The 12,821-nt window shown below is 70.4% G+C and carries 11 protein-coding genes and 1 riboswitch; all 11 genes read left to right on the top strand.

Annotated elements, in window-relative coordinates; all coding sequences use genetic code 11:
• Positions 1-17: 17 nt before the first annotated feature.
• Positions 18-118: riboswitch (glycine riboswitch) on the bottom strand.
• Between the two features lie 230 nt (positions 119-348).
• Entirely contained in the window at positions 349-1,026 is a 678-nt protein-coding gene (locus ACLF6P_RS18740) for an AAA family ATPase (protein ID WP_415951667.1), read from the top strand.
• Between the two features lie 272 nt (positions 1,027-1,298).
• Positions 1,299-2,072: an enhanced serine sensitivity protein SseB gene (locus ACLF6P_RS18735; protein ID WP_415951666.1), complete on the top strand. Its 774-nt coding sequence runs from the start codon at positions 1,299-1,301 to the stop codon at positions 2,070-2,072.
• A 268-nt stretch (positions 2,073-2,340) separates the two neighbouring features.
• Positions 2,341-3,141, top strand: coding sequence for an enhanced serine sensitivity protein SseB C-terminal domain-containing protein (locus ACLF6P_RS18730; RefSeq protein WP_415951635.1), 801 nt, complete (start codon positions 2,341-2,343; stop codon positions 3,139-3,141).
• 251 nt (positions 3,142-3,392) lie between these two features.
• Positions 3,393-5,066 carry an ABC transporter substrate-binding protein gene (locus ACLF6P_RS18725; RefSeq protein WP_415951633.1) on the top strand — a complete coding sequence of 558 codons (1,674 nt, stop codon included), beginning with the start codon at positions 3,393-3,395 and terminating at the stop codon, positions 5,064-5,066.
• A gap of 97 nt (positions 5,067-5,163) precedes the next feature.
• Positions 5,164-6,168, top strand: coding sequence for an ABC transporter permease (locus tag ACLF6P_RS18720; protein WP_415951631.1), 1,005 nt, complete (start codon positions 5,164-5,166; stop codon positions 6,166-6,168).
• Between the two features lies 1 nt (position 6,169).
• Positions 6,170-7,129 carry an ABC transporter permease gene (locus tag ACLF6P_RS18715; protein WP_415951630.1) on the top strand — a complete coding sequence of 320 codons (960 nt, stop codon included), beginning with the start codon at positions 6,170-6,172 and terminating at the stop codon, positions 7,127-7,129.
• 6 nt (positions 7,130-7,135) lie between these two features.
• Positions 7,136-8,173 carry an ABC transporter ATP-binding protein gene (locus ACLF6P_RS18710; protein ID WP_415951628.1) on the top strand — a complete coding sequence of 346 codons (1,038 nt, stop codon included), beginning with the start codon at positions 7,136-7,138 and terminating at the stop codon, positions 8,171-8,173.
• On the top strand, positions 8,170-9,621 hold the full coding sequence (locus ACLF6P_RS18705; protein ID WP_415951627.1) for an ABC transporter ATP-binding protein: 1,452 nt from the start codon (positions 8,170-8,172) through the stop codon (positions 9,619-9,621). The genes ACLF6P_RS18710 and ACLF6P_RS18705 overlap by 4 nt, the downstream gene beginning before the upstream one ends.
• A gap of 138 nt (positions 9,622-9,759) precedes the next feature.
• Complete coding sequence (locus tag ACLF6P_RS18700) at positions 9,760-10,425, top strand: trimeric intracellular cation channel family protein (RefSeq protein ID WP_415951625.1); 666 nt, start codon at positions 9,760-9,762, stop codon at positions 10,423-10,425.
• A gap of 152 nt (positions 10,426-10,577) precedes the next feature.
• On the top strand, positions 10,578-11,432 hold the full coding sequence (locus ACLF6P_RS18695) for a thioesterase family protein (RefSeq protein ID WP_415951624.1): 855 nt from the start codon (positions 10,578-10,580) through the stop codon (positions 11,430-11,432).
• Positions 11,433-11,493: 61 nt separating this feature from the next.
• Positions 11,494-12,657, top strand: coding sequence for a cysteine desulfurase family protein (locus ACLF6P_RS18690; protein ID WP_415951622.1), 1,164 nt, complete (start codon positions 11,494-11,496; stop codon positions 12,655-12,657).
• The last annotated feature ends 164 nt before the right edge of the window (positions 12,658-12,821 follow it).

Below are 12,821 nucleotides of genomic sequence, written 5' to 3'. Positions count from 1 at the left end.
CCGCTTTTCAGATCTGCCTCGTCCGCGCGGTATCGGGGCCTGAGAGATTCAAGGGAGGTACTTGCTCCTTCGGCGCCCGGACGCTTCTTGGCGTCCAGGACTCTCCCGCGCGGGTTCGAACGGCCGGTATGCAGTTGGCGCGCACATCATTGCACGTCCGCGCGGAGCCGTCGCAGTGGAACCGGGCACCCCGAGAGCCTGGCTCCGAAAGCACGTCCCCGTGAGTTACCGAGTCTTTACACTCGGGAGAGCAAAGTGCCAGGACGGCCTCCCGGCGGCGGAGCGGAACGGACACGGGCGGATCCACCCACCAGGAGGCCCGTCCCCGGTCCATCGAGGGGGAGGACGATCACTGTGCAGCACTCCGGTGCAGGCGCCTGTGCCACGAACGGCGTGGTGGTACCCGAACAGGCGGCGCCGCGACGACCGAGCCCGTCCGCCCGCGCGGCGGAGCGGGCGGTGGTCCGCGATCTGCGCGGCCGCTCCGGGCCCGAGAAGCTGGTCTTCGCCCCCGGTGATCTCGTGGTCGTCTCCGGCCTGCCCGGCAGCGGCAAGACCACGCTGATCCAGCGCACCGTCCGCGGCCCCCGGCTCGACTCCCAGGACTCCCGCGACCGGTGGGCCGCGTTCATGCCCCGCTTCCTGCCGTACGCGCTGTACCGCCCGCTCGTCCGCCTCGCCCACTACGCGCGGCTGCGGGGCACGCTGCGCTCGGGTGCCGAGGCCGTCGTGCACGACTGCGGCACCCAGGCGTGGGTACGGCGCTGGCTGGCCCGTGAGGCCCGCCGGCGCGGCGCCTCGCTGCACCTGGTGCTCCTCGACGTCGACCCGGCCACCGCGCTCGCCGGACAGCGCGAGCGCGGCCGTGGGGTCTCCCGCTACGCCTTCACCCGCCACCGCGGTGCGGTCCGCCGCCTCGTCCGCGCCGCGGAAGCGGGCCGGACTCCCGCGGGCTGTGCCTCGGTGGTACTGCTCGACCGGGAGACGGCCGGGACGCTGCGGGTGCTGGGGTTCCGGGTGGGCTGAGCCGGGGCGCGGGCGGGGCGTGTACGGGGCCGGGTCCGGAGCCGCGCGTACGGGAAGGGTCCGGAGCTGCGCGTACGGGAAGGGTCCGGAGCCCCGGGCGCGGGACGGGCCTTCCGCGCGGGCCGGGCCTTCCGTGCGGGCCGGGCGCACGCGTCCCGCGTACGGCGTTAGGGTCGAGCCCGCGGACAGCGGAACATGCCGCAGGGCGGCAGTGCGCGCCAAGCAGGAACCTGCCGCATGGCGGCAGACGAGCAGTGTGGATGGGGCAGCAGATGGACAACCCGGCGCAGGAACCGGCCGACGCGTACGCGGATCCGCGGGGCTGGCCCGCGGGCGAGCTCGAAGAGGTGCTCGGCGCCTGTCTCGACGCGGGCCCCGCGGCGGCCGGCCGCATCCTCGAAGTGCTCGGCCGCAGCTTCGTCTGGGTGCCGCTGCCCAACGGCGGGAGCCCCGAGAGCCGGAGCCTGGACCTGCCGACGCTCGAGATCCAGGGCCAGGTGTACGTCCCCGTCTTCAGCTCGCAGCAGCAGCTCGTGCAGGTCATGGGGCCGGCGATGTCGTTCACGATCGCACCGGCCGTGGAGTTCGCGCGCGGCCTCCCACCACAGGCCGGCCTGGTCGTGAACCCCGGGGGAGCGGTCGGTGTCCCGCTGCCGCCCGCTGCCGTCGCCGAGCTGTGCCGGGCGGGCCGCACCCCGCTGGACGGCCCCGCGAGCGGCGGCCGGGTCCGGCTGCACGAGCCCGACTGGCAGGAGGACCCGGTGGACTTCCTGCGCGCGGCCGCCGAGGAGTTCGAGGCCACCGGCATCGTGCTCACCGCGCGCCGCTGCCTCGCCGCGATCGAGACCGCCGACCCCGTGCTCTTCGTCGGTGTGGAGCTCTCCCAGTGGGAGGGCTCGGCCCGCAACCTCCCGATGGACGCCCTCGGCCGCGCCCTGGGCCGCATCGCACCGCCCTGGCCGGTCAATCTGGTCCTTCTCGACGTGGCCCAGGACCCGGTCGGCGACTGGATGACCTCGAAGGTCACGCCCTTCTACCGCCGCTGACAGCCGCACGGAGCGCATGGCCACCCGGCCGGCCGCCGGGCGACAGGGCCGCACCGGCCGCGGGGCGACACGGCCGCACCGGCCGCCCGGCGGCACGGCCGCACCGACCGGACACAGCCGCACCGATAACTCGCGGGGAGCGTCAAGCTCCTGTCAGGGGTGCCGCATAAGCTGGTTACATAGCCGGGCAGGTACGTTGCCGCCGACCCTACGACGGCGGTCGTACCGGTGCGGAGTATAGGAAAACGGGGCGAAGGGGCGGTCAAGAGTGAGTGCGTCGGGCACGGCTGCGGCCGATGGGGCCTCCCCGGGTCGAGCGCATTCGAGACCCTGGGGGCAGGTCGAGCAGATGCTGCGCCAGGTCGCCCCCGGGCGGTACGACGCGTACGAGGCGCTGCTCCAGGCCATCACCGACGGCCGGATCTGGATGCTGCTCTGGCACGGTCAGGCGGGCTCGCCCGACGCCCAGTACGGGAACATGGAGGTCGACGGCTTCTCGTACGCCCCCTGCGTGACCTCCGCCGAGGAGCTGGCCGCCTCCGGCTGGACCAGGGCGCACGAGGTCGTCCCCGGGCTCGACGTGGCCCACACCCTCTACCCCGACCACTACGGCCTGTGGCTCAACCCGCACGCCCCGGGCGGCGGCGTCGGCATCCCGTGGCTCGATCTGCGCCGTATCGCCACCGGTCTCGCCAAGGTCCCGGCCGGGCCGCTGCGCCTTTCCGAGCCGAGCCTCGACATCACGCAGTTCTACGCCCAGCTCAGCCAGTACGCCCACCGCACCCCCGCCGTCCGCTCCCTGCGCCGCGCCTGGGTGCAGCCCGCGCTCGGCGCCCCCTATCTGGCGATCGGCCTGGATGTATACGACACGTCCCCGGCCGCGGTCGATTCGGTGCGCGTGATGATGCAGCAGTCGATCACCGCCGTCCCGGACGGTCTGCCGGTCTCCACGGTCGCGATGTCCGACGCATACGACCCCGTCACGCTGTGGCTGCGCGCCAATTCCCGGCCGTTCTACGACCGCGAGGCCCACGCGGCCGGCGGCTACGGCTACCCCCCGGCGGGCTGAGGTTTGGGCCGATCACACGGCCCCCACCTCGGATGATCACCAGATCCGCACGAAAACGGCGCCGAATCGCCCCCATCGAAGGGCGATCGCACCGGTAGGGGCGCCATGTCCCGTACGTGCCCGATTTGTTGGGACCCTGGGTCTCATCTAGGTATCACCGCTATGCGGACCATTCACCGTGATGAGCGGTGACTGTAGTGTGCGGCCCAGTTCATGATCTCCCGGCATTCGCCGAACTCAGGGGTGGAGCAATGCGAATACTTAAATCCCGTGGCATGCGTATGGCCACGGCGGCCGTCGCGGCCACGCTGGTCGTCACCGCGTGCGGCAGTGACCGCGACAAGGGCGACGAGGGCAAGGACGGCGGCAAGGACACCTTCGTGTTCGCCGGCGCCGGTGACCCGACGTCCCTCGACCCCGCGCTCGCGAGTGACGGCGAGACGTTCCGGGTGACCCGTCAGGTCTTCGAGGCGCTGATCGAGCACGAGTCGGGTGGCTCGAAGATGGTCGGCGGCCTCGCCGAGACGTGGTCCAGCAACGACGACGGCACCGTGTGGACGTTCAACCTGCGCAAGGACGTCAAGTTCCACGACGGCGAGACGTTCAACGCCGACGCCGTGTGCGCGAACTACGACCACTGGTTCAACTGGAAGGGCTCCTACCAGTCCTCCGCGGTCTCCACGTACTGGCAGTACATCATGGGAGGCTTCGCGAAGAACGAGGACAAGGAGACCCCCAAGGCCAACTACAAGTCCTGCACCGCCAAGGACGAGAACACGGCCGTCATCGAGGTCAACGAGTCCTCCGCGCAGCTCCCCGGCGGCTTCTCCCTCCAGGCTCTGGCGATCCACTCGCCGAAGTCGATCAAGGAGTACGAGAAGCAGGCCGTCAAGGAGGCCGGCGACGCGATCACGTACCCCAAGTACAGCCAGGAGGTCGGCCTGCTGGCCGGTACCGGCCCGTACAAGTACAAGAAGTGGAACAAGGGCAACAAGGAAGTCGCCCTTGAGGCCTTCGACGGCTACTGGGGCGACAAGGCCAAGGTCAAGAACCTGGTCTTCCGCACCATCGACACCGAGCAGGGCCGCCGCCAGGCCCTCGAGGGCGGTGACATCGACGGCTACGACCTGGTCGCGCCCGCCGATGTGAAGGCGCTGGAGGAGAAGGGCTTCAACGTCCCGACCCGTGACGTCTTCAACCTCCTCTACCTGGGCTACACCCAGGAGAAGAACAAGGCGCTCGAGAAGCCCGAGGTCCGCCAGGCCATCGCGCACGCGATGAACCGCGAGAACATCGTCAACACCCAGCTGCCCGAGGGCGGCAAGGTCGCGACGCAGTTCATGCCCGACACCATCGCCGGTCACACCGACAAGGTGAAGAAGTACGAGTTCGACACGGCCAAGGCCAAGTCGCTGCTGAAGGACGCGGGCGAGTCGGGCCTCAAGCTCGACTTCTGCTACCCGACCGAGGTCACCCGGCCGTACATGCCGAACCCGCAGAACATCTTCGAGCTTCTGAAGGCCGACCTCGAGGCCGCGGGCGTCAAGGTCACCCCGAAGCCCATGAAGTGGAGCCCGGACTACCTCGACACGGTGGAGAACGGCGGCTGCGCCGTCTACCTGCTCGGCTGGACCGGTGACTTCAACGACGGCTACAACTTCATCGGCACCTGGTTCTCGAAGTACGACTCCCAGTGGGGCTTCAAGAACGACAAGATCTTCGACGCGGTGAACGCCGGGTCGAAGGTGGGCAAGGCCGAGGACCGTGTCGCCGCGTACGAGGCCGCCAACGTCGCGATCATGGACTTCCTGCCGGGCGTCCCGATCTCGTCCTCCCCGCCGGCGATCGCCTTCGGCAAGGACGTCGTCCCGCCGAACGTCTCCCCGCTGACGCAGGAGAACTTCTCCGAGGTCTCCTTCAAGTAAGCACACAAGCACGCAGGGTTCTGCCCGGTCACTGCAACCCGGTGACCGGGCGGACCCGTATCCAGCACGTCTCAAGCAAGTAGAAAGGGCACGCGGGGTGTTGCGACTAGTCGTACGCAGACTGCTTCAGCTCATACCCACCCTGTTCGGCCTGTCGATTCTTCTCTTCATCTGGCTGAATCGACTGCCCGGCGGACCCGCCTCAGCGATCCTGGGCGAGCGGGCGACCGAAGCCGATGTGGCGCGTATCAACCGGGCACTGGGGCTCGACCAGCCCGTCATCGTCCAGTACGGCCGCTTCCTCAAGCGCATGGTCGAACTCGACCTCGGCACCTCCGTGCAGACCGGTCAGCCGGTCTGGGAGGAGTTCACGCTGCGCTTCCCGGCGACCGTGGAACTGGCCCTGTTCGCCATGCTCATCGCCGTCGTGGTCGGTGTACCGCTCGGCTATCTCGCGGCGCGCAAGCGCGGCGGCTGGCTGGACATGGGCAGTGTTTCCGGCTCCCTGGTCGGCATCTGCATCCCGGTCTTCTTCCTGGCCATGATCCTGCGCCAGGTCTTCGGCGTGGAGCTCGGTCTCTTCCCGACGTACGGGCGCCAGTCCACCGGGATCAACGCGACGGACGTCACCGGATTCGCCGTCCTGGACGGCGTACTGACCGGTGAGTTCGACGCCTCCGTCGACGCCCTGCACCACCTCGTGCTGCCCGCGATCACCCTGGCCTCGATCCCGCTCGCGGTGATCGTCCGGATGACCCGTGCGAGCGTCCTCGAAGTGCTCGGCGAGGACTACGTCCGCACCGCCAACTCCAAGGGCCTGGAGCGCAGGGTCGTCCGCGGACGCCACGTCCTGCGCAACGCACTGCTGCCGGTGGTCACCTCCGTCGGTCTGCTGACCGGCTCCCTGCTCTCCGGAGCGGTGCTCACCGAGGGCGAGTTCTCCTTCGGCGGCATCGGCTCCTTCATCCGCACCGCCATCGACGGACGCGACTATCCCGTGCTCGTCGGTTTCATCATGCTCATCGCGATCGTGTACGTCCTGATCAACCTGCTGGTCGACCTCGCGTACAGCATCATCGACCCGAGAGTGCGGGTGCACTGACATGACCACCAGCACCAAAGCAGCCAAGATCGACCGGCTCGCCGAGCTCACCGCGCAGAACGAGACCACCAGCGGCGGCAGCCTGTGGCGTGAGGCGTACGGGCGGCTCAAGCGCAACAAGATGGCGATCGCCGGAGCCATCGTCATCGCCGTCTTCGTCATCGTGGCGATCATCGGCCCCTGGGTGGCCCCGTACAGCGCGAAGGCGCTGACCTGGAAGGACGAAGTCTTCGTCAACCAGGGCAAGTTCGTCGGCCCTCGAGGGGAGAACTGGTTCGGCCTCGACCACCTGGGCCGCGACACCTTCTCGCGGTTCCTCGTCGGCGCCCGCCAGACCCTGCTCGTCGGCGTCGTCTCGATGCTGATCGGCCTGATCGTCGGCGCCCTCATCGGCCTCGCCTCCGGTGCGGCCGCGACGCTCGGCGGGCGGACCGGCCAGCTCGTCGACACGGTCGTCATGCGTGTCATCGACATGATGCTGGCACTGCCCTCGCTGCTGCTCGCCGTGTCGATCGCCGCCGTCATGGGCCAGTCCCTGACGACCGTGATGGTCGCCGTGGGTGTCGTGCAGATCCCCATCTTCGCGCGTCTGCTGCGCGGTTCGATGCTGGCGCAGGGCGGCAAGGACTATGTGCTGGCGGCCCAGTCACTGGGTATCCGCAAGCGGCGCATCGTCCTCACCAACATCCTGCCGAACTCGCTCAGCCCGGTGATCGTGCAGGCGACCCTCTCGCTCGCCACCGCGATCATCGAGGCCGCGGGCCTGTCGTACCTCGGCCTCGGCAACCCCGACCCGGCCGTCCCCGAGTGGGGTGTGATGCTCTCGCAGGCATCGCAGTACTTCGCCCACGCCCCCATGATGGCCGTCTACCCGGCCGTCGGCATCATCATCACGGCCCTCGGCTTCACGCTCCTCGGCGAGGCCATGCGCGAAGCGCTCGACCCGAAGTTGCGAGGCTGATCCGCCATGGCACTGCTTTCCGTTGACGAACTCACCGTCACCTTCGGCGGCCGCGGCCGCGAGTCCAAGGCGGTCGACGGCGTCTCCTTCGACGTCGACCAGGGCCAGGTCGTGGGCCTCGTGGGCGAATCGGGCTGCGGCAAGTCCGTGACCTCGCTCGCCCTGATGGGCCTGCTGCCGGACAAGGGCGTCAAGCTCGGCGGTCGCGCCGACTTCGACGGTACGAACCTCCTCACCATGAGCCGGAGCGAACTGCGGGACATGCGCGGCAGCCAGCTCGCGATGATCTTCCAGGACCCGCTGTCCTCGCTGAACCCGGTCATCCCCATCGGGGTCCAGGTCACCGAGATCCTGCAGCGGCACCGCGGCCTCAAGGGCGAAGCCGCCCGCAAGGAAGCGGCCCATCTGCTCGACCGCGTGGGCATCCCGGACCCGGCCCGCAGGCTCAAGGAGTACCCGCACCAGCTCTCCGGCGGAATGCGCCAGCGCGCGATGATCGCCATGGCCGTGGCCTGCGCGCCGCGCCTGCTGATCGCGGACGAGCCGACCACCGCACTCGACGTCACCATCCAGGCGCAGATCCTGGAACTCCTCAAGGAGCTGGTGGACGAGGAGGGCACGGCGCTGTTGATGATCACCCACGACCTGGGTGTCGTCGCCGGCCTGTGCGACCAGGTCAACGTGCTCTACGCGGGCAAGGCGGTGGAGTCCGCGGACCGTCACGAGCTGTTCGCCCACCCCATGCACCCGTACGCGCACGGCCTGCTCGAATCGATCCCGCGGCTCGACGCGCCGCGCGGCGAGCCGCTCAAGCCGATCCGCGGCTCCATCAACGACCGCATCGCCTGGGCCGACGGCTGCGCCTTCGCGCCCCGCTGCGACCACTACACGATGGAGTGCCTGACCGGCACTCCCGCCCTGACCGTGCCCGCCGCGGAGGGCCACCAGGTCCGCTGCGTCAACCCCGTCCGGGAAGCGGTCGAGACCGTGACCCCGGACGGTGACAACGCCGGCGCGGCGGCACAGGGGAGGACCACGGCATGAGCCTGCTCGAACTGAACGACGTCAAGGTCCACTTCCCCATCAAGAAGGGCCTGTTCTTCGACCGCACGGTCGGACACGTGTACGCGGTCGACGGCATCTCCCTGAAGGTCGAGGCCGGCCAGACCTACGGTCTCGTCGGTGAGTCGGGCTGCGGCAAGACCACGCTCGGCCGTGCCGTGCTCCGCCTCGTCGACATCACCAGCGGCGAGGTCGTCCTGGACGGGACCGATCTGGCGAAGCTCTCCGAGAAGGAGATGCGACAGAAGCGGCAGCGGCTCCAGATGGTCTTCCAGGACCCGCTCGGCAGCCTCAACCCGCGCCAGAACATCGAGTCGATCCTCTCCGAGGGCATGGCCGCGCACGGGATCGGCGCCGACCAGGAGGAGCGCCGGGAGAAGATCCGCGCGATCCTCACCAAGGTGGGTCTGCCGGCCAACGCGCTCTCGCGCTACCCGCACGAATTCTCCGGCGGCCAGCGCCAGCGCATCGGCATCGCCCGCGCGCTGGTCCTCGAACCCGATGTGATCATCTGCGACGAGCCGGTCTCCGCGCTCGACGTGTCCATCCAGGCGCAGGTCGTCAACCTGCTCGACGAGCTGCAGGAGGAACTGGGCCTGACGTACGTCGTCATCGCCCACGACCTCGCGGTGGTACGGCACATCTCCGATGTGATCGGCGTGATGTACCTGGGCTCGCTGGTCGAGGAGGCGCCGAGCGACGCGCTGTACGCGGAGCCGAAGCACCCGTACACCAAGGCGCTGATGTCGGCGGTGCCGATCCCGGACCCGACGGTCGAGGAGACCCGCGAGCGGATTCTGCTGCACGGCGATCTGCCCTCGCCCGCCAAGCCGCCGCCCGGCTGCCGCTTCCACACCCGGTGCCCCTGGGCGCAGCCCAGGTGCAAGGAGGAGCGGCCCGGGCTGCGGGAGGTCGGCAGCGGCCACCGCGTGGCCTGCCACTTCGCGGAGGACATCGAGTCCGGCGTCCTCCAGATCGGCACCTCGGCCCCCGCCACCGTCCCCGGTGCGCGCAAGGAGTCCGCGGGCGACGACGGCGGCTCGGCACCGGCGAAGGCCACCGAGGCCGAGGACGGCAAGGCTACGGACGGCAAGGCCGAGCCCGAGAAGAGCGAGCTCAAGAAGACCGAGCCCGAGAAGACCGAGCCCGAGAAGACCGAGCCCGAGAAGACCGAGCCCGAGAAGGCCGAAGCCGAGACGAAGCCGGAGAACCCGGCGGACACGAAGGCGGAAGCCGAGAAGGCGGACGGCGAAGGGAAGTCGGCGCAGGCCGAGGTGAAGCCGGAGAAGTCCGGCGACGCCGAGGTGAAGCCGGACAAGTCGGCTGACACCGAGGCGGAGGTCGAGACCGAGGCCGAGGAGGCGGACGCCGAGAAGGCCGGCGTCGGGGCGGAGCCCGAGAAGGAGCCCGCTCCGGCCACGGAGAAGTAGCACCGCAGCACCCCGCCGGCCCGCCCGGCACCCGCGAAGCCCCCGGGACGTCCTCCGGGGGCTTCGCCCTGTTCGGGCAGCCTTGCCCAGGAACGGGCCGGGGCGCGGAGCACGGCCAGGGACACGTCAGAATGAACCGTGCTGCAAGACCTCTTCACCCCCTCCGTCCAACACGGGCTCGACATCGCCGGCGTCTTCGTCTTCGCGATCTCCGGCGCGCTCCTCGCCGTACGCAAGAACTTCGACGTCTTCGGCATGGCCGTTCTCGCCGAGGTCACCGGCCTCGGCGGCGGTATCTTCCGTGACGTGATCATCGGCGCCGTACCGCCCGCCGCCTTCACCGACCTCGGCACCTTCCTCACCCCGCTCTTCGCCACGGCCCTCGTCTTCTTCCTGCACCCCGAGGTGGAGCGGATCCAGGGCGCGGTGAACACCTTCGACGCGGCGGGCCTCGGCCTCTTCTGCGTCACCGGCACCACGAAGGCATACGAGTACGGGCTCGGCCTCACCTCCTCGGCGGCCCTCGGCCTGGCCAGCGCGGTCGGCGGCGGTGTGCTGCGCGACGTCCTCGCCAACGAGATCCCCTCCCTGCTGCGCTGGGACCGCGATCTGTACGCCGTGCCGGCGATGGTGGGCGCAGGCATCGTCGTGCTCTGCATCCGCTACGACGCCCTGAACGGCTTCACCAGCGCGGCCGCGGTGATCACCGCCTTCGTGCTGCGGCTGCTCGCGATGCGCTACCACTGGCGCGCGCCCAGGGCGTGGAACCGGAGGTCACGGGTGAGCGAGGAGGACGGGTCGTAGCGGAAGCAGGGGCGTAGGGGAAGTAGCAGGGGCGTAGGGGAAGTAGAGGAGTGGGGAAGTAGAGGAGTGGGGCCAGGCGGCCGGAGCGGGGCCCGGGGAGCCCCGGATCACAAAGCTACCGCTTAGTATTCATCTGTTGTACCGTGCATCTCATGACTCAGGGAGCGACTGCACAGGCCACCATCGGGGACAGCGAGTTCGACCGCGACACCGCGGTGACCCTGCGCGAGCCCGGGGTCTACGAGGCGGAACTCTCCGCCGGCTGGACCATCATCAACGCCGTCAACGGCGGCTATCTGCTCGCCGTCATAGGCCGCGCCCTCGGCCAGGCGCTCCCGCACCCCGACCCCTTCACGGTCTCCGCGCACTACCTCACGGCCTCCCAGCCCGGCCCGGCCGTCGTCCGCACCGAGACCGTCCGCACCGGCCGCACCCTCTCCACCGGCCAGGCCTCCCTCCTGCAGTACGACGAGGAGGGCCGCGAGGTGGAACGCATCCGCGTCCTCGCCTCCTACGGAGACCTCGACTCCCTCCCGGACGACGTCCGCACCTCCGCCGCCCAGCCCGTCATCCCGCCGGTGGACCAGTGCTTCGGCCCGCAGGACGCGCCCACGCCCATCAAGGGCAGCACCGCCATCACCGACCGCCTCTGGCTGAAGCTCGACCCGGCCACGCTCGGCTGGGCACTCGGCGCGCCCTCCGGCAAGGGCGAGATGCGCTCCTGGTTCGGCCTCGCCGACGGCCGCGACGCGGACCCGCTCTCCCTGCTGCTCGCGGTGGACGCCCTGCCGCCCACCGCCTTCGAACTCGGCATCCAGGGCTGGGTCCCCACGGTCGAACTGACCGTCCACATCCGCTGCCGTCCCGCCCCCGGCCCGCTGCGTGTGGCCATCACCACCCGCAACCTCGCCGGCGGATTCCTGGAGGAGGACGCGGAGATCTGGGACTCGAACGACCGCCTGGTCGCCCAGTCCCGCCAGCTCGCGCGTACACCGATGGGGCGCTGAGACAGGGCCTGGGGGCGCGCGGACGGAGGGCCACGCGCCGCCTCGTAGAATCGGCAGCACCATGGCTTACCTCGACCACGCCGCCACGACCCCGATGCTGCCGGAAGCGATCGAGGCGATGACCGCGCAACTCGCCACCGTCGGCAACGCCTCCGCACTGCACGCCCCCGGGCGGCAGGCCCGCCGCACCGTCGAGGAGGCCCGGGAGACGCTCGCGGCGGCGCTGGGCGCGCGGCCCAGCGAGGTCGTTCTCACCTCCGGCGGCACCGAGGCCGACAACCTCGCCGTCAAGGGGCTGTACTGGGCTCGCCGCGATGCCGATCCGGCCCGCACCCGCGTCCTGTGCAGCCCGGTCGAGCATCATGCCGTGCTCGACGCCGTGCACTGGCTCTCCGAGCACGAGGGCGCCGACGTCGAGTACCTGCCGGTCGACTCCTACGGCCGGGTGCACCCCGAGGCGCTGCGCGCGGCCGTCGAGCGCAATCCCGACGATGTCGCCCTCGCCACCGTGATGTGGGCGAACAACGAGATCGGCACGGTCCTGCCCGTACGCGAACTCGCCGATGTCGCCGCCGAGTTCGGTATCCCGCTGCACTCCGATGCCGTGCAGGCCTTCGGTCAGCTGGACGTCGGCTTCGGGGCATCCGGGCTTGCCGCCATGACCGTGAGCAGCCACAAGATCGGCGGGCCGTACGGGATCGGCGCGCTGCTGCTCGGCCGCGACCAGAGCCCCGTGCCCGTGCTGCACGGCGGCGGCCAGGAGCGGCAGGTCCGCTCCGGCACCCTCGACGTGCCCGCCGCGGCCGCCTTCGCGGTGGCCGCGCACAGTGCCGTCGAGCGGCGCGAGCAGTTCGCCTCGGAGATCGGCGGGCTGCGAGACGCGCTGATCGAGGCCGTACGGGATGCCGTCCCGGACGCGATCCTCGGCGGCGACCCGGCCGACCGCCTCCCCGCCAACGCCCACTTCACCTTCCCCGGCTGCGAGGGCGACTCCCTGCTGCTGCTTCTCGACGCCCAGGGCATCGCCTGCTCCACCGGCTCCGCCTGCACAGCGGGCATCGCCCAGCCCAGCCACGTCCTCCTCGCCACCGGCACGGATCCGGACCTGGCCCGGGGCACGCTGCGCTTCTCCCTGGGCCACACGTCGACCCAGGCCGATGTGGATGCCGTTGCGAAGGCGATCGGCCCCGCGGTGGAACGCGCCCGCGCAGCCGGCCTCAGCTGATCCCCCCAGCTGCGGGCAGTCGGGCGCAGCCAAGTCCCCCCAGCTGCGGGCAGTCGTGCCGCAGGGCGGCACGGGTGGGCGCAGCGGCACCCCCGCGGCGCGGCACTTGGAACCGCACCCCAGCGGCCACGCATCCAGCCGCCCCGCGGCGGGCGGCCGGCGCC

It is taken from the genome of Streptomyces lothianensis (assembly GCF_047779955.1).
GTDB lineage: Bacteria > Actinomycetota > Actinomycetes > Streptomycetales > Streptomycetaceae > Streptomyces.
This window is presented reverse-complemented; position numbering and strand designations above follow the sequence as displayed.

Excerpts from the sequence above, each read along its gene's own strand:
- ACLF6P_RS18735 (WP_415951666.1), top strand. The coding sequence starts at position 1,299 with ATGGACAACCCGGCGCAGGAACCGGCCGACGCGTACGCGGATCCGCGG.
- ACLF6P_RS18725 (WP_415951633.1), top strand. The coding sequence starts at position 3,393 with ATGCGAATACTTAAATCCCGTGGCATGCGTATGGCCACGGCGGCCGTC.
- ACLF6P_RS18715 (WP_415951630.1), top strand. The coding sequence starts at position 6,170 with ATGACCACCAGCACCAAAGCAGCCAAGATCGACCGGCTCGCCGAGCTC.
- ACLF6P_RS18710 (WP_415951628.1), top strand. The coding sequence starts at position 7,136 with ATGGCACTGCTTTCCGTTGACGAACTCACCGTCACCTTCGGCGGCCGC.
- ACLF6P_RS18705 (WP_415951627.1), top strand. The coding sequence starts at position 8,170 with ATGAGCCTGCTCGAACTGAACGACGTCAAGGTCCACTTCCCCATCAAG.
- ACLF6P_RS18695 (WP_415951624.1), top strand. The coding sequence starts at position 10,578 with ATGACTCAGGGAGCGACTGCACAGGCCACCATCGGGGACAGCGAGTTC.
- ACLF6P_RS18690 (WP_415951622.1), top strand. The coding sequence starts at position 11,494 with ATGGCTTACCTCGACCACGCCGCCACGACCCCGATGCTGCCGGAAGCG.